The sequence below is a fragment of the Chromatiales bacterium genome, from assembly GCA_024234935.1.
Classification (GTDB): Bacteria; Pseudomonadota; Gammaproteobacteria; order Steroidobacterales.
On record JACKNI010000001.1, the window covers coordinates 1 to 18,344 of the forward strand.

General features: G+C 63.4%; 14 protein-coding genes. 9 read left to right on the plus strand and 5 right to left on the minus strand.

The annotated features are described in order from the left end of the window. The 3 genes from H6979_00005 to H6979_00015 form a co-directional block, all read left to right on the plus strand. Window positions 1-333, plus strand: a 333-nt coding sequence (locus H6979_00005) for a WecB/TagA/CpsF family glycosyltransferase (GenBank protein ID MCP5138228.1), incomplete at its 5' end; no start/stop codon positions are given. Window positions 334-351: 18 nt separating this feature from the next. Then, the gene (locus H6979_00010; protein MCP5138229.1) at window positions 352-1,938 is read left to right on the plus strand and encodes an FAD-binding oxidoreductase; all 1,587 of its coding nucleotides are present in this window, start codon (window positions 352-354) and stop codon (window positions 1,936-1,938) included. A gap of 74 nt (window positions 1,939-2,012) precedes the next feature. Further along, window positions 2,013-3,485, plus strand: coding sequence for a dihydroorotase family protein (locus H6979_00015; GenBank protein ID MCP5138230.1), 1,473 nt, complete (start codon window positions 2,013-2,015; stop codon window positions 3,483-3,485). An 80-nt stretch (window positions 3,486-3,565) separates the two neighbouring features. Here the strand turns inward: H6979_00015 and H6979_00020 are convergent, their stop codons facing one another. Then, window positions 3,566-3,961, minus strand: a complete 396-nt coding sequence (locus H6979_00020; protein MCP5138231.1) for a hypothetical protein — start codon at window positions 3,959-3,961, stop codon at window positions 3,566-3,568. A 112-nt stretch (window positions 3,962-4,073) separates the two neighbouring features. Between H6979_00020 and H6979_00025 the strand changes: the two genes are divergently transcribed. Next, entirely contained in the window at window positions 4,074-5,780 is a 1,707-nt protein-coding gene (locus tag H6979_00025; protein ID MCP5138232.1) for a glutamine--tRNA ligase/YqeY domain fusion protein, read from the plus strand. 58 nt (window positions 5,781-5,838) lie between these two features. Here H6979_00025 and H6979_00030 read toward each other — a convergent pair whose 3' ends face one another. From H6979_00030 to H6979_00040, 3 genes are read right to left on the minus strand one after another with little or no spacing between them, the layout of a single operon-like run. Continuing rightward, the gene (locus H6979_00030) at window positions 5,839-6,630 is read right to left on the minus strand and encodes an SAM-dependent chlorinase/fluorinase (GenBank protein ID MCP5138233.1); all 792 of its coding nucleotides are present in this window, start codon (window positions 6,628-6,630) and stop codon (window positions 5,839-5,841) included. A gap of 3 nt (window positions 6,631-6,633) precedes the next feature. Continuing rightward, window positions 6,634-9,792 carry an efflux RND transporter permease subunit gene (locus H6979_00035; GenBank protein ID MCP5138234.1) on the minus strand — a complete coding sequence of 1,053 codons (3,159 nt, stop codon included), beginning with the start codon at window positions 9,790-9,792 and terminating at the stop codon, window positions 6,634-6,636. Then, window positions 9,792-10,913, minus strand: coding sequence for an efflux RND transporter periplasmic adaptor subunit (locus H6979_00040; protein MCP5138235.1), 1,122 nt, complete (start codon window positions 10,911-10,913; stop codon window positions 9,792-9,794). The genes H6979_00035 and H6979_00040 overlap by 1 nt, the downstream gene beginning before the upstream one ends. Before the next feature lie 365 nt (window positions 10,914-11,278). Here H6979_00040 and H6979_00045 point away from each other — a divergent pair, with 365 nt between their 5' ends. Further along, window positions 11,279-11,614: a high-potential iron-sulfur protein gene (locus H6979_00045; protein MCP5138236.1), complete on the plus strand. Its 336-nt coding sequence runs from the start codon at window positions 11,279-11,281 to the stop codon at window positions 11,612-11,614. Further along, window positions 11,614-12,129 (plus strand): molybdopterin-guanine dinucleotide biosynthesis protein B, encoded by a 516-nt coding sequence (mobB, locus tag H6979_00050; GenBank protein ID MCP5138237.1) that lies wholly within the window; start codon window positions 11,614-11,616, stop codon window positions 12,127-12,129. Before H6979_00045 ends, mobB begins: the two co-directional genes overlap by 1 nt. Window positions 12,130-12,135: 6 nt before the next feature. Here mobB and H6979_00055 read toward each other — a convergent pair whose 3' ends face one another. Next, entirely contained in the window at window positions 12,136-13,374 is a 1,239-nt protein-coding gene (locus H6979_00055) for a molybdopterin molybdotransferase MoeA (protein MCP5138238.1), read from the minus strand. A 159-nt stretch (window positions 13,375-13,533) separates the two neighbouring features. Here H6979_00055 and H6979_00060 point away from each other — a divergent pair, with 159 nt between their 5' ends. The 3 genes from H6979_00060 to H6979_00070 all read left to right on the plus strand — a co-directional run bounded on the left by H6979_00060 (window position 13,534) and on the right by H6979_00070 (window position 18,309). Beyond that, a complete protein-coding gene (locus tag H6979_00060) occupies window positions 13,534-14,184 on the plus strand; it encodes a molecular chaperone TorD family protein (protein MCP5138239.1) in 651 nt (216 codons plus the stop codon). Next, complete coding sequence (locus H6979_00065) at window positions 14,184-15,536, plus strand: MFS transporter (GenBank protein ID MCP5138240.1); 1,353 nt, start codon at window positions 14,184-14,186, stop codon at window positions 15,534-15,536. The genes H6979_00060 and H6979_00065 overlap by 1 nt, the downstream gene beginning before the upstream one ends. Before the next feature lie 112 nt (window positions 15,537-15,648). Continuing rightward, window positions 15,649-18,309, plus strand: a complete 2,661-nt coding sequence (locus H6979_00070; GenBank protein MCP5138241.1) for a TonB-dependent receptor — start codon at window positions 15,649-15,651, stop codon at window positions 18,307-18,309. The last annotated feature ends 35 nt before the right edge of the window (window positions 18,310-18,344 follow it).

Below are 18,344 nucleotides of genomic sequence, written 5' to 3' on the forward strand. Positions count from 1 at the left end.
GGCTATGTCGACGAGGCGCAAATGCCAAAGCTGATCGACGAGATAAATGTCTCTGGCGCACAGATCCTGTTTGTTGCACTCGGCAGCCCGAAGCAGGAACTGTGGATGGAGAAGTATCTGCCCCGGCTGCACCACATACGCGTCTGTCAGGGCGTCGGCGGCACTTTCGATGTGATCGCCGGCCGTGTGCGCCGGGCGCCGGCAGCGTTTCGCCGCGCCAATCTCGAATGGTTTTACCGCCTGATCACCGAGCCGAAGCGTGCGCTCCGCCAGGTGGTGTTGCCGCAGTTCACCCTCGCGGTATTTCGTGCCAAGCTGTCCAGCCGTTCCTGAAGCCGCTGGTATCTGCTCATGAGCAACGCCCCGCCGTCGGTCCTGCCCGGCGATCTCCTCGATTCCCTCGCTGCCATCGTCGGCCCCGACCATCTGCGTACCGACGACGAATCCCGCACCTTTTACTCCACTGATGTCTTCCGCCAGGCCGATGTGCTGACTGCCGCGGTCGTCACGCCGGGCAGTGTGGCCGAGCTGCAGGAAGTGATGCGGCTCTGCGCCCGGCACCGGACGCCAACGGTGGTGCGGGGCGGCGGCGCCTCCTATACCAATGCCTATCTGCCGGTGCGCGCCGGGACGCTGACGCTCGATATGGGCCGGCTGACCGGTATCGAGATCAACGAGGAGGATCTCTACGTGACGGTCGAGCCGGGCGTGACCTGGGCCCGGCTTTACGAGGCGCTGGCGCCGCGCGGCCTGCGCACGCCGATGTGGGGGCCGTTTTCCGGTTTGGTGGCGACGGTCGGTGGCGGCATGTCGCACCAGGCCGTGAATTACGGTTCCGGGCTCTATGGCGTGTCGGCCGAGTCGCTGCTGTGCATGGATGTGATTCTCGCCAGCGGGGAGATGCTGTCGACCGGTTCCGGCGGCGGGACGAACAGTCTGCCGTTCTTCCGCTATTACGGGCCGGATCTCACCGGCCTGTTTGTCGGTGATGCGGGTACGCTCGGCGTGAAGGCACGGATCACGCTGCGCCTGATGCAAAAGCCGGAAGGCTTTGCCGGCAGTTCCTTCGGTTTTCCCGACGGCGAGAGCTGTCTGCGCGCGCTGATGGAAATTGCGCGCCTCGGGGTGGTGGCACAGAACTTCGGGCTCGATCCGCGCCAGCAGAAGACCGCGCTCACCCGGATGGCCTCGGCCAATCCCTTCGATGCGGCGAAGTCGGTGTTTTTCTCGGCCCGCAATCCGCTGGACGGTGCGCTGCAGGTGGCGAAGATGGGCCTCGCGGGACGCAACTTCCTGCGCAAGGCGGTGTACTCGGCGCATTTCGGCACGGAAGGGCTCACGAATGCCGAGGCGCGGCTGAAGCTTGCCAGCGTGCGTGCCATCGCGGCCCGGCATGGGGCGGAGGTGGCGAATTCCATTCCGGTTTACTTCAATGCCAATCCCTTCATGGAGCTGACGCCGATCCTCGGTCCCAATGGCGAGCGCTGGAAGCCGACCCACGGCATTCTGCCGTTCTCGGCGGTACTGAAGCACCACGCGGATTTCGAGGCGCTGCTGGCCGAGTATCGCGACCGGATGCGGGAGCACCGGGTGCAGCTGACGCGCATGCTGATGACTTTCAGCACCAATGCCTTCATCTATGAGCCGACCTTCCTGTGGGAAGACGAACGCAGCATCTATCACCGGCGGGTCTATCCGGCGGCGCTGCTGCCGAAGGTGCCGGAACATGCGGCGAATCCGGCCGGCCTTGCCCTGGTCCACGAGCTGAAGGAGCGCATCCAGGAACTCTGCACCCGCAACGGGGCGAGCCATCTGCAGATCGGCAAGGATTACCCCTGGCTGGAGACCCGCAAGCCCGAAACCGGGACGCTGGTACGGCAGCTCAAGAGTCTGCTCGATCCCGAGGGGCTCCTGAACCCGGGTGCGCTGGGGTTTTAGCCTCCCCAAGGTAGGAGCGGGGGCGGACATTGGGGTATTCTGTGCGCCCCTTCCGCGATACCCGAGAGCGACTCATGGCCAGCAAGAAAGCATTTGATCTCCTTATCAAGAACGTGCGCCTCGTACGCCCCAATGCGGCGATGGTGGAGCAGGGCGATATCGCCATCAGCGACGGGCGCTTTGTCAGGATCGCGCCGGAAATCGCGGCGGCCAGCGCCAAGACCGTCTATGACGGCAAGAACCGGCTGGCCTTCCCCGGCCTGGTCGATCCGCACATGCATACCGGCATCTATTCGCCGCTGGCCGAAGATGCACTGACCGAGAGCCGTGCCGCTGCCCAGGGCGGCGTCACTTCCAGCCTCAACTACATGCGCACCGGTGGCTACTATCTGAACAAGGGTGGCTCCTACAAGAAGTTCTTTCCGGAAGTGCAGGAGATTTCAGCCGGGCGCTTCTATGTCGATTACGCCTATCACCTCGCGCCGATGGACAAGCGCCATATCCGCGAGATCCCGAGCCTCATCAATGATTTCGGTGTGACCTCCTTCAAGATCTTCATGTTCTACGGCGGTCACGGCCTGCATGGCCGGTCCTCGAACCAGCATGAGTTCCTGATGATCGGTGAGGACGAGAAGTACGATATCGCGCACTTCGAGTTCGTCATGCGCGGCATCCGCAAGGCGATGAGCAAGTATCCGGACAAGGCCGATGCGCTGTCATTGAGCCTGCACTGCGAGACGGCCGAGATCATGTCGGCCTACACGAAGATCGTCGAGGAGGAAGGCACACTGAAGGGGCTGCATGCCTACAGCGCGGGCCGTCCGCCGCATTCCGAGGGCCTGGCGATCTTCATCGCCTCGTACCTGGCCAATGAAACCGATCTGCCGAACATCAACCTCCTGCACCTGACCTCGCGCAAGGCGGTGATCGCGGCGTTGCAGATGGCAGCGGTTTTTCCGCATATCGATTTCCGCCGTGAAGTGACCATCGGCCACCTGATGCTGGATACCGACTCCAAGGCAGCAGCGCTCGCCAAGGTGAATCCGCCGATCCGTCCGCGTGAAGACGTGGACTTCCTCTGGGAGCAGCTGGTAGCCGGCAACCTCGACTGGGTGTGCAGCGATCACGCCTGCTGCAAGCACGAGATGAAGATCGACAAGAAGAAGCCGGGCAATATCTGGCTGGCGAAGTCCGGTTTTGGCGGTACCGAGTACCTGCTGTCGGCACTGATCACCGAGGGCCGCAAGCGCGGTCTGAGCTACAACCAGATGGCGAAGCTGACCAGCCTCAATGCCGCGCAGCGCTTCGGCCTGCACAGCAAGGGCGATATCGCCGAGGGCCTGGATGCCGATATCGTGCTGGTGGATCCGAACGATACCTGGACGGTGCGCGCTGCCGACTCCGAGTCACAGCAGGGCTATACGCCCTTTGAGGGCCTGGAGATGACGGCACGGGTCAAGACGACCTTCCTGCGCGGTCAGCGGATCTATGACAACGGCGAGGTGCTGGGTAACCCGGTCGGCAAGTATCTGCACCGGCCGTATTGAGGGGATCGACCGAATATCGTGGCCGTAGGAGCGGCTTCAGCCGCGATTATTTGACCAAGAGATCGCGGCTGAAGCCGCTCCTACGAGCGGGCGAGGAAGGTCGGGACGCGGATATCGTTGCTGGAGCGGGCAAAGGCGCCGGTCTTCGGGCCATCGCTGCTGTTCAGCCTTTCACCGCTGTTCTTCACGCGGACCAGTTCGGCGAACATCATGAGTATCGACAGGGTGTAGCGGCCGGCATCGGCCGGCGACATCTTGCGTACCGATACCTGGACGGCGGTTTCGCGCTCGGTCGGCGGCACGCTGTTCATGGCCTTGCGCAGGGACTCGAAGCGCGGGCGGATGGACTCGGGGATGTCGTCGGGGTGCAGGGTTTCGAGGTGCTCGACGTAGGCCGTGATCAGCCGTTGCTTGGCCGGCTCATCGGCGGTCAGGGCACGGACGGCGGCGAAGAATCGATCCGGAACCGGGCGCATGCAAGGGTTCACCTGAAAAACTTATGTACAATCAGTATCTAACAGCAAAACTATATAGGGCTTTCTGCTCCCGGCCCAACTCCCGGTGGTGGATCTGTGCGGCGCTTCACGCATGAGCGGTACCGAGCCGACGAGCAACGCAGCAGAAGCGCCGGGGCGCGATTTCATCCGCCAGATCATTGCCGATGACCTGGCCAGCGGGCGTCACCGGCAGATCGTCACGCGCTTCCCCCCGGAGCCCAATGGCTACCTCCATATCGGCCATGCCAAGGCGATCTGCCTGAACTTCGGCATCGCCGCGGAAACCGGCGGGCGCTGCTTCCTGCGTCTGGATGACACCAATCCGCTCAGGGAAGACCAGGCCTATGTGGACTCGATCGTCGACAGCGTGCACTGGCTGGGTTTCGACTGGGGTGACCGGCTGACGCATGCCTCGGATTATTTCCCGAAGATCCACGCCTGCGCCGTGCAGCTGATCGAAGCCGGCAAGGCCTATGTCGACAGTCTCACGGCGGAGCAGATGCGTGAATATCGCGGCACCCTGACGGCGCCGGGCCGGGAGAGTCCGCACCGCAACCGCAGCGTCGCTGAAAACCTCGAGCTGTTCGAGCGCATGCGGAGCGGCGAGTTTGCCGACGGTGAACATGTGCTGCGCGCAAAGATCGACATGGCGTCGCCGAACATCAACCTGCGCGACCCGGTCCTGTACCGGATTCGACGCGCCGTCCATCAGCGTACCGGCGATACCTGGTGCATCTATCCGATGTACGACTTTGCGCACACCATTTCCGATGCGCTGGAAGGCATCAGCCATTCGCTGTGCACGCTGGAGTTTGAGGATCACCGGCCGCTTTACGAGTGGCTGCTCGCGCAGCTGCCCTTGCCGGCAAAGCCGCGGCAGATCGAGTTCTCGCGGCTCAACCTGGCCTTTACCGTGACCAGCAAGCGCAAGCTGGCCGAGCTGATCGAGCTCGGGCACGTGTCCGGCTGGGACGATCCGCGCATGCCGACGATTGCCGGGATGCGCCGGCGCGGCTATCCGCCGGCCGCACTGCGCGACTTCGTGCAGCGCACCGGCGTGACCAAGAAAGAACACCTGATCCAGATGAGCCTGCTGGAAAACTGCGTGCGCGAGGATCTGAATGTGCGGGCGCCGCGGGCCATGGCGGTACTGCAACCGCTGAAAGTCGTGTTGCTGAACTATCCCGAAGGCCAGACGGAGATGCTGCGCGGGGCGAATCATCCCGACCGGCCGGAACTGGGCGAACGGGAAATACCCTTTGGTCGCGAACTCTGGATCGAGCAGGATGACTTCGCCGAGAATCCGCCAAAGAAGTTTTTCCGGCTGCAGCCGGGCGGTGAAGTCCGCCTGCGCTACGGCTACATCATCAAGTGCGTCGCCGTGATCAAGGATGCGGCCGGGCAGCTCACTGAAGTGCACTGCAGCTACGACCCGGACACGCGCAGCGGTCTGAGCGGCGCCGAGCGCAAGGTCAAGGGCACCATCCACTGGGTCAGCGCGGTGCATGCGGTAACGGCCGAGGTGCGCCTCTACGACCGCCTGTTCAGCGTGCCGCGGCCGGATGCCGGTGCGGAGGGCCAGGACTTCAAGAGCTTCCTCAATCCGGGCTCATTGCAGCTCGCCGAAAACTGCCAGCTGGAGCCCGCGCTGCAGTCGACTGCGCCGGGCGATGTCCTGCAGTTTGAACGCCTCGGCTACTTCGTTGCCGATCGTTGCGAGCACAGCGCCGCGCGACCGGTCTACAACCGCATCGTCACCCTGCGCGATTCGTGGGCGAAGCTGGAAGAAGCGGGGTAGGAGCGGCTTCAGCCGCGATGCTTTCCCCCGGCTGGAAGAATCGCGCCTGAAGGCGCTCCTACCTGGTTGTGCTGACGACCGTTACCGGCGCGCCGCGACCCAGCCCGAGGCCATCCGCGGCGCTGCCTTCCGCACGCGCAATCTCCAGCACGCCGAAGGAATTGAGCAGGGCCAGAAAGTCGCCGGGCTGCGCTTCGCCGTAAGTCCGGCAGACAGGCATGCGCCGGCCGCCGGCGAGCACTTCGGCCTTGCGCAGACGGGCGAGCAGCCCGGCATCGATGTTGGTGATCAGGTTGCCGAAGTTGTCGATCGCCACCACGGTGCCACGTATTTCCTGTTCGCTGCACAGCGGATCCTCGAGCAGCGAGGGCACGAGTTCGCCGGCCGGCGGGCCGATGTCGCTGATCGAAAAGCGCCCGGCAGCGAGTCCTGCGGCAAGCGGCGCAAAGATGTCGCGACCATGAAAGGTATGGCTCGGCACGGGCCAGCCCTGCCGGGCACGCCAGTCTTCAGCGAGACGGTGGCAGCGCGCCCCGGGCCGGCTCAGCAGGGGCTGCAGCAGGCCGTTGTCCGGCGCGAGAAACAGGTGGCCGTCGAGTTCGCCGGCGATGATGTTGCGCTGCGTGCCGACACCGGGATCCACCACGGCCACATGCACCGTCCCCGCGGGAAAGTACGCGTAGCTGCGCGCCAGCCAGAAACCGGCTTCGATCGGCCAGTGCGGCGGAATTTCGTGGCTGAGGTCGACGATGACAGCCCCGGGCAGCTGGCTGAGGATCGCACCCTTCATGACGCCGACGAAGGGCCCCTTGAAGCCGAAATCCGTCGTCAGCGTGATGATGGGTGACATGTGTCAGGTGGTGATGTCTGCGGGTCGCTGGCCGGTATTTCCGGCCTTGCCGCGACGCTGCTGCCACCGGCGGCCGATGTTGGCCTGGAGCATGAGGATGCTCGGCGTCAGGATCAGCGTGAGGATTGAGGCGAAGGTCAGGCCGCCGACGATCACGGTGGCCATCTCTGCCCACCACTGGCCGCTCGGGCTGCCGAAGGTGATCCGGCGGTCGAGAAAGTCGATGTTCATGCCGAGTGCCATCGGCAGCAGGCCGAGGATCATCACGATCTTGGTCAGCAGCACCGGGCGCAGGCGCTGGGCGCAGGTGCGCAGTACCGCTTCCCTGGCATTCATGCCGGCTTCCGCGAGCTTGTTGTAGGTGTCGATCAGCACGATGTTGTTGTTGACGATGATGCCAGCCAGCGCAATCGTGCCGATACCGCAGTTGACCAGGCTGAAGGGCTTCCCGGTGATCATCAGCCCGATCAGCACGCCACCGGTCGAGAACACCACGGCGGTGAGCACCAGCAGGGGCTGAAACAGGCTGTTGAATTCGGCGACCAGGATCAGCGCGATCAGGCCGAGACCGATCAGAAAGGCCTTGACGAGAAAGCTCGCCGTTTCCTGCTGGGTTCTCGCGCCACCCTTGAAGCGGATCGCCACACTCGGATCGAGCTTCAGCGAGGGCAGCGCCGCGGTCACTTTTGCCAGCACCGGGTCGATCTGCACGCCAGGGTCGAGATCGGCCTGTACGAGCATCGTGCGGCGCATGTCGGTGCGCATGATGGTCGGCGTGGCCGGGCCAGGTGTACGCGATACGAAGCTGCCGATCGGCACGTTGCCGGTGCGTGTGGGGATGCGCAGTTCGGCGAGCTGGTCGAGGCTGCGATCGTCGGCCGGGAAGCGCACACGGATGTCGATTTCCTCATCGGAATCGTCCGGCCGGTAAGTGCCGAGCTTGATGCCATTGGTGACCAGCTGGATGATGCTGCCGACCAGTGACACATCGGCGCCGAACTTGGCCGCCTGGGCGCGATCCACATCCATGCGCCATTCGATGCCGGGCAGGGGCTGCGTGTCTTCGGTATTGCGCACACCCGGAATCTTCTCGACCACGCCGTGTATCTTAGTCACGGCATCGCGCAGCGCATCGAGCGATGGCGACGAGGCCTCGATGGTGACCGGTTTGCCCTGTTCGGGTCCGGTGTTCGGCAGCCGCGCCTCGATGGAGAGCCCGGCGATGTCCGCGATGCGTTCGCGGATATCGGCCATGATCTCGGCTGCCGGGCGCCGCTGGTCCCAGTTCTCGAAGTTCAGGCTGATCGAACCGATCTGGTCGGCTGGCGCGCCCGCATTGCCCTTGCCGGCGGTTGCATACGCGGTCTTGATGCCGTCGACACCGACGATGCGCTGTTCGACGAGGCGTACCAGGCGGTCCTTCTCCTGGGTGGACAGGTCACCGCGTGCGCGGATGTCGACGCTGCCCTGTGGCGGGTCCACTGCCGGGAAAAGCGTGACACCGTGACCAAATGTGCCGTAAGCGATGAACACGAGGATCAGCATGGTGGTCAGCAGACCGACGGTACGACCCGGGTGATTGATCGCGCGCGTGACGACGCGCATGTAGACACCAGTCCATCCGCCGATCTCGTTGAGGTCGCCCTCTTCGGCAAGCATGAGCTGGCGGCGGTTCTCCGGCGTGAGGTGACCGGCCCGGCCAAAGATCGAGCCCAGCGCCGGGACCACGAACATGGCGATGAGCAGCGAGGCGACCAGCGTATAGACCAGCACGATCGGCATCGACTTCAGGAAGCTGCCGATCAGGCCCGGCCAGAACACCAGCGGCAGGAATGCGACGATGGTTGCCGAGATCGAGGCGAAGATCGGCCAGGCCATGCGCTTGGCAGCCTCGGCATAGGCCACGCGGCGATCAAGGCCTTCCGCCATGCGGCGATCCGCGAGTTCCACGACGACGATTCCGCCATCGACCACCAGGCCCACCGACATGATCAGGCCGAAGAAGACCACCATGTTCATGGTCATGTCGGACATGCCGATGAGCAGGAATGCGGCACAGAAGGAGCCGGGTATCGAGATCCCGGCGAGCAGGGCATTTTGCAGGCCGAGGATGCCGATCAGGCAGATCACCACCAGCAGGACGGCCACGACCACGTCATTGACCAGCTGGTTGACGTCGTCGCGCACGAAAACGGATTTGTCCCGCGAGTAGGTCAGGGAGATACCGGGCGGCCAGGACTTCTGTGCCTCGGCGACAACCAGCTTGATGTTCGCGACGACGTCCAGCAGGTTGGACCCGTTGCGCTGGACCACGCGGATGCCGACCGCCGGTTTGCCGTTCAGGCGCGAGTAGCTTTCCGCATCCTTGAAGGTACGGTGCACCTGGGCGATGTCGCGGAAATAGACCACCTTCTGGCCGTCTGTTTTCAGCGGCAGGCTGAGCAGGTCTTCGGGCGATTCGATCAGGCCCGGCACCTTGACGGCGAAGCGTCCCTGTTCCGACTGCAGGGAACCCGCAGCGACCAGCCGGTTGTTCCGCTGCACGAAGTTGAGCACATCGGCCGGCGACAGCCCGTAGCTCTCCATCGCCAGGGGATTGATGACGATTTCCAGCACTTCGTCGCGTATGCCGGCCAGGTTTACCTCCAGCACGCCATCAACCGCCTGCAGCCGGTCCTTGAGCTTCCGGGCAATGGAGTTCATCGTGCGTTCGGGCAGACTGCCGCCGAGGTTGATGACCAGCATCGGGTCGAACTGCGAGAACTTGATCTCGTTGACGGTCGGCTCACGCGCATCGGCGGGCATTTCCGCCTTGGCCTGGTCGACCTTCTCGCGGACATTCGTCAGCGCCTGTTCGATGTCGATCTCCGGCTCGAACTCGAGCGTTACCGATGCGCGGCCCTCGGTCGCCGAGGCGACCATTTCCTTGATGCCCTCGATGTTGCGCAGTTGCTGCTCGAGTGGCCGGACCAGCAGCCGCTCGGCGTCCTCGGCCGATACACCCTCAAGGACCACCGCGACGCTGAGGTAGGGGAAGTCGACATCCGGCTGTGCTTCTTTCGGAATGCCCCGGTAAGCGACCGTGCCCGCAACCAGCAGCACGAACAGTGCCACCAGAACCGCACGGCTGCGGCTGACACAGAGATCGATCAGCGCATTCATCAGTTCAGATCCGGCGTCTGGCTGGCAGCGAGAGCTTCGGTTTGCGCCGGTACGGCCTTGACCCTCTGACCGGCGGAAACATAGCCCTGGCCGACGACGATGATGTTGGCCTGTTCGGGCAGACCGGTAACCCATATGCCGTTCGCACCGGAGCGGGCGATGGTGATCTGGTGAAAGGCCACGGTGCCACCCTCGTCAACGGTCTTTACGCCAAGCTTGCCCTCGGCATTCAGCGTGAGGATGGAGGGCGAGATCCGGTAGGCAAGCACCTTGCCCGCCGGGATGCGCATTTCCGCGGTCACGCCGGCCGGCAGCTTGCCGCCTGGATTGGGCAGTTCGAGTTCAACCGTGAATGTGCGCGTGGACTCGTCGGCAACCGGTGCGATGTAGCGGATCTTGCCGCCGACTTCCTGGCCGGTGACAAGGCTCGCGGTGGCAAAACTGCCGATGCGGGCAAAACCCGCATCCTGCTCGGCGATGCTGCCGGTGACGATGAGGCTCGTGTTGTCGACGAAGGTGACCACCGGATCGCCGGCGCGCACGTAGTCGCCGATCTCCACTTTCCGTTCCTGCACCGTGCCGTCGAATGGTGCGCGGATGGTCATGTAGTCGAGGTCGAGTTGGGCGCGGGTCAGTTCAGTACGCGCCGTTTCCAGTTTGGCGAGCGTTTCGGCGAGCTGGGTGTCCGAGACGTAGCCTTTGGGTTTGAGCTCAAGCTGTCCCTTGTACGCAGCTTCCTGCTGATTGACGCCGGCCCGTGCCTGTTCCAGGCGAGCCTCGCGGTCGCGCAAATCGAGCTTCAGCAGTACGTCGCCCTTTTTTGCCATCGCCCCGCGCCGTACGCCAAGTTCGCTGACCCGGCCACTGGTTTCCGCCTTCAGTTCCACCTGGCGTACCGGGGCAGTGCGACCGTAAATGCTCAGATTGCGGGTCACTGGTTGTGCGACCTGTGCCTGGATCTGTACGCTCATGGTGCCGGCCGGGGTCTCGGCGCTGGCTGCGCTGTCTGTTTCTGCAGGTTTGTTGCTGAAGAGGCCGGACAGTAACCAGAGGCTGACGAGTATCGCGAGACCGACGGCAATGAACTTGGGGCGGCTCGTCAGCTGGTCGAAGATACGCATGCAGGATCCTTGATGGAGTCGGGTGTGGGGCGGCGACGAAACTCTAGAGGCTCGTGCCTGGCCATGCCATCAGCACCTTGCTGCAATCCGCTAGCCTGAGCTGAAGCCAGTCCGGTGGAACTGATAGTACCGTCAAAAAAACCTATATCAATCATCCGGATAGATGGCTCTTTGTGGATGACGCAGGAGGCATCGGGGCTTTGTAACTTTTTGTAACCGCAAGCGGTTGCCATCGATAACGAAGCATGAGGCGCTGCCCGCCGACACGGGATTTCCCGGATGCGCCTTTCGGGGGGCATTGTTAAGATGCATCACCCCCGCGCTTTGCCGGGACGCACAAGTTTTTTAACCGAAGGGAATCCAAAATGAGTCAGGAATTTACTCGCCGCCGTTTCCTCGCAACGGTTGCCGTCGCGGTACCCGCCGGCGCCGTGCTGATGAGTGCGACCACTGCCACCGCCGCTGATCTGCCCCACCTTGATGTCAACGATCCTTCTGCCAAGGCATTGGGCTACGTTACCGATGCGAAGAACGTCGACCGCAAGAGCCCGCTGGCGGCCCGCTATGCTGATGGTCAGCACTGTGCCAACTGCCAGGTGATCCAGGGTACGGATGGCGAAGCCTTTCGTCCCTGCGCGATCTTCCCGGGCAAGCTGGTTGCCGCTACTGGCTGGTGCAGCGCCTGGGCGAAGAAGGCCTGATCAGGGTATTCGGTGTTGCCGGTTACAAGAACTCCGGCAAGACCACGCTGATCGTCGATCTGGTGCGTGAGCTCACCCGCCGCGGTTGGCGGGTGGGCACCATCAAACACGCACACCACAGCTTCGATATCGACCATCCTGGCAAGGACAGTTACCTGCATCGGGCAGCCGGCGCGGCGGAAGTGATCGTCGCGTCGGCATCGCGCTGGGCGCACATCCGCGAACTGGCGGATGAACCGCCGGCCGGTCTCGATGAACTGCTCGGCCACATGGGTCCGCTCGACCTGGTGCTGGTCGAGGGCTGGAAGCATGGCACACACCCGCGGCTCGAGATCCGCCGCAGCGACGCTCCGGCGCCGCGGCTTGCAGGGCACGATGCCGCGATACTGGCGATTGTTTCTGATCTACCGCTGCCGGAGGAGAGCTGTCCGGTCCTGGCCCGCGGCGATGTCGGGCTGATTGCGGATTTCGTATTGCAGTCGGTGGGGCTCGCGTCAGCGCCCGTTCGGCAATAAATTCCGCTACGGGGTGTCGTCGGGATACAGCGGTGCTGTCAGCACCGTGCTGCCGGCAGGCAGCAGCTCATGCCCTTCCGGAATCACCGCCCAGCAGTTGGCCTTCAGCAAGGCGCCGATCCGGAATGACTCCTGTCCCGGCAGGATCCGTACCCGGCTGCGGGCTTCCGTATCTACAGTGCGATGCGCTTTGGCAAAGAAGCGCAGCTTGCCTCGGCTGCGCACGGCTTCGTCACAGATCGCCGGCCGGAAAACTTCGGCGGCCATGCCCTGCATGGCGCGCAGTGCGGGTATCACGAAGAAGCGCATGCCGACGGCAACCGCCAGCGGATTGCCGGGCAGGCCGAACAGGTGTTTGCCGCCGGGCAGTCGTGCATAGAGGATCGGTTTGCCCGGCCGGATCGCGACCTTGTGAAACAGGATCTCGCCGCCAAGCGAACGGACCACGTCCGGTATCAGGTCGAGCCGGCCTGCTGATACGCCGCCGGTGGTGAGAATCAGCTCGCAGCTGTCGGTGAGTGCGCGCAGTTCGTCGCGCAGGGCCGCGGCACTGTCGGCTGCCGTACTGCGTGTGATGCCGGCGATGCCGAGCTGTGCGAGCAGCGCACGCAGATAGGGGCCGTTCGCGTCACGGATCTGGCCGTTCTGCAGTTCGCTCCCGCTGGTGGCCAGCTCGCTGCCGGTGGTGAGGATCGCCATGCGTGGTGTCGCACAGACGGACGCTTCGTCCAGCCCGCAGGCGGCGAGGCCCATCAGGTGATGTGGCGCCAGGCGTGTGCCGGCATCGATCACCCGCTCACCGCGCCGGAAGTCCTCGCTCATCAATCGTACGTTCTGGCCGGGCTGCGCCGGTTGCAGCAGGCGGATGCTGGTGAGGGCCGGCCCGCCGGGCACGTGGTCCGCGATACGTTCGACCGGCACCACGGCATCGAGGCCGGCTGGGACCGGTGCACCTGTCATGATCTCCCAGGCGCTGCCAGGTGTTGCCTGCGGCGGTGCAAGCCCGGCGACGGCGGTGCCGGCGACCGGCAGGATAACGGGCTGGTTTTCGCTGGCCTTGAGCGTGTCGCCGGAAGCCACGGCATAGCCATCCATCGCCGCATTGGCAAATGCCGGCACATCGAGGCGGGCAAACAGCGCTTCAGCACTGACCCGGCCGGCGGCCTCATGCAGTGGAACGCTGTGCCGGGCAAGCACGGCTGACTCGGCGAGAATGATGCCGAGCGCTTCCTGGTAGCTGATCACGGTCGGTCCTGATGGTGCGCGGCTTGTTGCCGCTCTGTTGTACCGGTATGTTGCCACACTTCCGGGCGTCGCCCGGGCAACGCCTGAATGCGATGCGCCACGATTCCTGGAAGCAGAATGGATAGCCAAGCAAGTCACGACCGGTCTGCAGAAGAGCACATGAGCACTACAGCGGCGTCAGGCGTGACGCGTCGCGTGGTCAATCGGGATACGGCGGCGACAGCCGCGCTGCGCTGTCTGTGTTATGCCGCCTTTTCCGAACTGCTGGCCTCACCGCATGAAGTCGATGCGCGCGCGGGTCTGCTTGCGCGGGTGGGTCTCGGCGAAGCGCTGGATACGCTGCTCACCGAGGTCGGCAACTCGGACCTGCGGCAGCTGCAGGCGGAATACAGCGGGTTGTTCGAGGTCGGCAGTGAAGGGCCGCCGGTGCCGATCCGTGAGGATCTGCAGACCGGACAACGGGCGGGTACTCGCGAGGATGTGGTGCGCTTTTACGACTACTTCGGTTATGTGCTCGACGAGAAATTCTCCTGGCAGCCGGATCACTTGTCCCTGGAACTCGAGTTCATGCACTACCTGTGTTTCCGCGAGGCAGAGGGCGGGGCTGAGGTGCTCTCATACCAGCTGGCACAGGTGGACTTCGCCGAGCGGCATCTGGTTCGCTGGGTACCGCGCTTTGCTGCCGAAGTGGAAAACCATGCGCCCGGTTCGCTGTATGCGCGGGTAGTCGGCGCGTTGCGGGATTTCATCGAGGAAGATTTTGCCTGGCAGGCTGCCACGATCGCCCTGGACAGCCAGCAGTCGCCCTGATGGCCGCACCGGGGAGCGACACGGTTACATCCCGGCCGGAGCAGCCCTGGCCACGCCCGAGAGTGGCCTGGTATGCGCTCACCATTCTGGTCATTGCCTTCATCTTCTCGTTTATCGACCGCATCATCCTCGCGATGCTCGTCGAGCCTCTCAAGCAGGATCTCGGGCTCACCGATACCGAACTGGGGATTCTGCAGGGACTGGCCTTTGCGGTGTTCTACGCGGCTGTTGGATTGCCGATCAGCCGTCTGGCCGACCGCTACAGCCGTCGCGCAATCATCGGCTGGGGCATCCTGCTGTGGAGCCTGATGACGGCAGTCTGCGGCCTGGCACGGAACTTCTGGGAGCTGTTTCTGGCGCGTGTGGGCGTGGGTGTGGGTGAGGCTGCGCTCTCGCCGGCCGCCTACTCGATGATCGCCGACTATTTTCCGCGCGAAAAACTCGGTCGCGCAGTCGGCGTCTACCAGGCGGGTGCATTCTTCGGTGCCGGTCTGTCCTTTCTGGTCGGCGGACTGGTGATACAGGCGGTCAATCGGGCCGGTGCCGTGAGCCTGCCACTCATCGGTGCCGTTCGGCCCTGGCAGGTGGTGCTCTTCAGTGTCGGCCTGCCTGGCGTGCTGATCGCCTTGCTGATGCTGACGGTGCGTGAACCGGTGCGCCGCGGGATACTGGCCGGGCATGGTGCGGGCATTCCCTTTGGTACGGTGGTGCGCTATGCGGTTCAACGCTGGCGTGTCTTCGTGATGCACTTCATCGGCTTTGCGCTGCTTGCCGTGCCGATCACCACGACGATCACCTGGGGCTTCAGTTATTTCGTCCGGGTACTCGGTTTCAGCCCGCCACAGTCGGCGCTGACCCTGGGCGGTATTCTGGTCGTGTTGTCGCCGCTCGGTGTCTACAGCGGCGGGTGGCTCGCCGACATCTTCCTGCAGCGCGGTTACCGTGACGGCACGCTGCGTGTGGGTCTGCTGGCGGCGATACTGCTGGTGCCGCTCTGTGCGCTCGCCACGACGATCAGCACACCAACTGTGGCCGTGGTGCTGTTCTGTCCGCTGGTGTTTGTGGCCAGCCTGTCGATGGCAGTTGCGCCGGCAGCCCTGCAGGTGATTGCGCCGAACCAGATGCGTGCGCAGATCTCGGCCACCTGGATGCTGGTGCTCAACCTGATCACCGCAGGACTCGGGCCCACGGCGGTCGGCGTGATCACGGATTCCGTATTTGGTGATCCGCTGGCAGTCGGGTCTTCGATGGCGCTGGTCAACTGCATCAGCGTGCCGATCGGCGCGCTGGCACTGTGGGCGGCGCTTGCACCATTTCGTCTTGCAGCCGCGGAGCAGGCGGCAGCCGGCTGATACTTGGCGACGGAGCCGGCCTTTTCGTCGCTTAGCCTTTGGGTTAGCATCGCAGCACGGGGCTTCCGCTGGCTGGTCCGGTGTGCCCGTTTTCGACGCGGTGGGGGGGTTCATGAGTTTTCAGTTGATGCGGCGCTCAACCGCGTGCGGCCTGCGTGCGCAAATTCTGCTGGCGAGCTTTGCGCCGGGCTTCGTTTCACCGCTTCTGGCCCAGTCTCCCGGACCGGAGCCGGCAGCCGGTGTCACGGAAATCATCGTGACTGCGCGCAAGCGTGAGGAAAGCCTGCAGAACGTTCCGCTGTCGATTGCCGCGTTCAGCGCCGAGCAACTGCAGGGGCGCGGCCTCAACAGCGACTACGACATCGCCAATTTCACGGTCGGTTTCCGGACCCTCCAGCAGACCGGCCGCGATATCGACCGGCCGACGATCCGCGGCATGGGTGCGCCGGTGAGTCGCGGTGAGCCCAATGCCTCGTACTTCATCGACGGCGTATACGTGTCGGGCAGTATCTCCACCGCGGTGACGGGCGCCGTTGAGCGGGTAGAGGTATTGCGCGGGCCGCAATCGGCGCAGTTTGGCCGGGCGACATTTTCCGGTGCGGTGAACTACGTCACCAGGAAGCCCACCGATACCTTCAAGGGTGAAATCAACAGTCGCGCCGGTACCCACGACGACTACGGTCTCAGCGGCTGGGCCAGTGGTCCGATCGGCGACAGCGCGTTTTCATATCTCGTCTCTGGCAGCTGGTCGCAATATGGTGGCCAGTGGCGCAACGAGCTGCAGGCAGACCAGGCGGGCTACGACTCCGATCCGCGTGCGCCACTGACGCGTCCGCCCAACCTGTTTCTGGATAATGCGCCCCAGCAGGCGGATAACACCCGCCTCGGCGCGGAGAAAACCGGCGACGTGCTCGGCAAGCTGGTCTGGCGTCCGGTTGACGGGACCGAGGTGACCCTCAAGTACAATTTCACCAAGAGCGACGATTCACATTTTCCCAATCTGCTCGCCACCGATCTGAACTGCCATCTGCCGTATGCGGGTACGGAGGGTGAGCCCTGGTTTGCGACCACCAATGGCGATTACTGTGGCAAGTGGACTGCCGCAGGGCGGGTGAACCGCATCAACCTGCCGGATATCCGCGAGGGCATTACTTACCGCAACGCCGACCAGTTGCCGACACCGGAGGATCCGCATCCCGAGGATTACTCGATTGCGGGTACCGAGCCGGGCACTTTCCGGACGCAGAACCGTGTGCTGTTCGAGTATGCGCAGGACATTGGCGGGTTCTCGCTGACCACCCGCGGTGCCTGGAACAAGGACGATTTCCAGCAACTCTTCGATCTTGACCATACCGAGACACGCGCGATCTGGGGCCTGTTCCATTTCGACAACCGGCGCAATATCGAGGACAAGTCGCTTGAGGTACGTCTGGATTCGCCGGGCGATGAGCCGCTGCGTTACAGCCTCGGGGTCTACTGGTATGACCAGGATCGCGAGAACCGGCAGCGCAGCTACCCGGGCCCGGCAGTCGCGCTTAACAATTTTTTTATCGCGGGTGGCCCGGTCACCACGGATTTTCCGCCCTCGACATTCATCGATGTAAGCAACAAGGCCTTGTTTGGCAGCGTCGAGTTTGACCTTGCCGAGCGGTGGACACTGGCGCTGGAAGGGCGCTATGCGAAGGACGAAAAATCCCTGGCTGGCGGATCCTTGGGCACCTGCGCCGGTAGTCCGTCGGTGTGTACACCGGATCAGGTCGACCTGAGTTTCAGCAAATTCACGCCACGCGTAACCCTGCGCTACCAGGTGACTGACGAACTGATGACCTATTTTCTGGCTGCCAAGGGCAACAAGCCAGGCGATTTCAACAGCGAGTTCTTTCGTTCGGGCAACGATCCGCGGGCGACGAATGCCGGGCTGAACGGCTGTGTGCCGTCGGTTCCTGAGCTGGTTACGCCATGCCAGAGTACATCCCTGGCCATCGTCGAGGAGGAAGAGCAGTGGACCTATGAAACAGGGATAAAGGCGACCTGGCTCGACCGCCGGCTGAGTACCAATCTGGCGGCGTACTACATCGATTGGCAAAACCAGGGGTTGTTCACGCCCATCAAGATCCTGCAAACCAGTGGCAGTTATCTGACCACGACCGTGATTACCAATGCCGGACGGTCGGAAGTGAAAGGCCTTGAGCTCGAGACCTCGTTTCGCTTCACGGACAATCTCTCGCTGGTTGCCAACTACGGCTACACCGACTCGCGCTATATGGAAGGTTTCGATCCGGCGCTGTTTGATTCGACAGGTGATGGCGATATTTCGCACAAGCATGTGCCGGGGGTGCCGAAGCACACGCTGATACTCGGTGCCAACGTAACGGCCAACCTGCCTTCGGGCCTTGGGCTGTTCATTACCCCGGACCTCGTCGTCAACAGCAAGCGCTACACGCAGGCGGGCAACTTTTCCTGGATCGGTCAGGAGACGACGCTCAATCTGCGTGCCGGCCTCCAGTCGGAGCACTGGACCCTGACAACCTATGTGCGCAATCTGACGGATGACGACACGCCGGTTGCGGTACTCGATTTCTTCAATTTCGGCAGCGTGGACATACAACCGCTCAGGGATGCCGGCCTGATCGATGTGTACGGCAATCTGCGCAATTCGCCGATCACCGGCGATAACACCGCGGATGCGAATAATGCCAAGGATCCAAGGCTCTATGGCATCAACCCCAAGCGGGGCCGCGATGTGGGCGTGGAGTTCCAGTATCGCTTCTAGGTCTTTTTTTGGTCGGTTGTCCACGTGTTGTACGG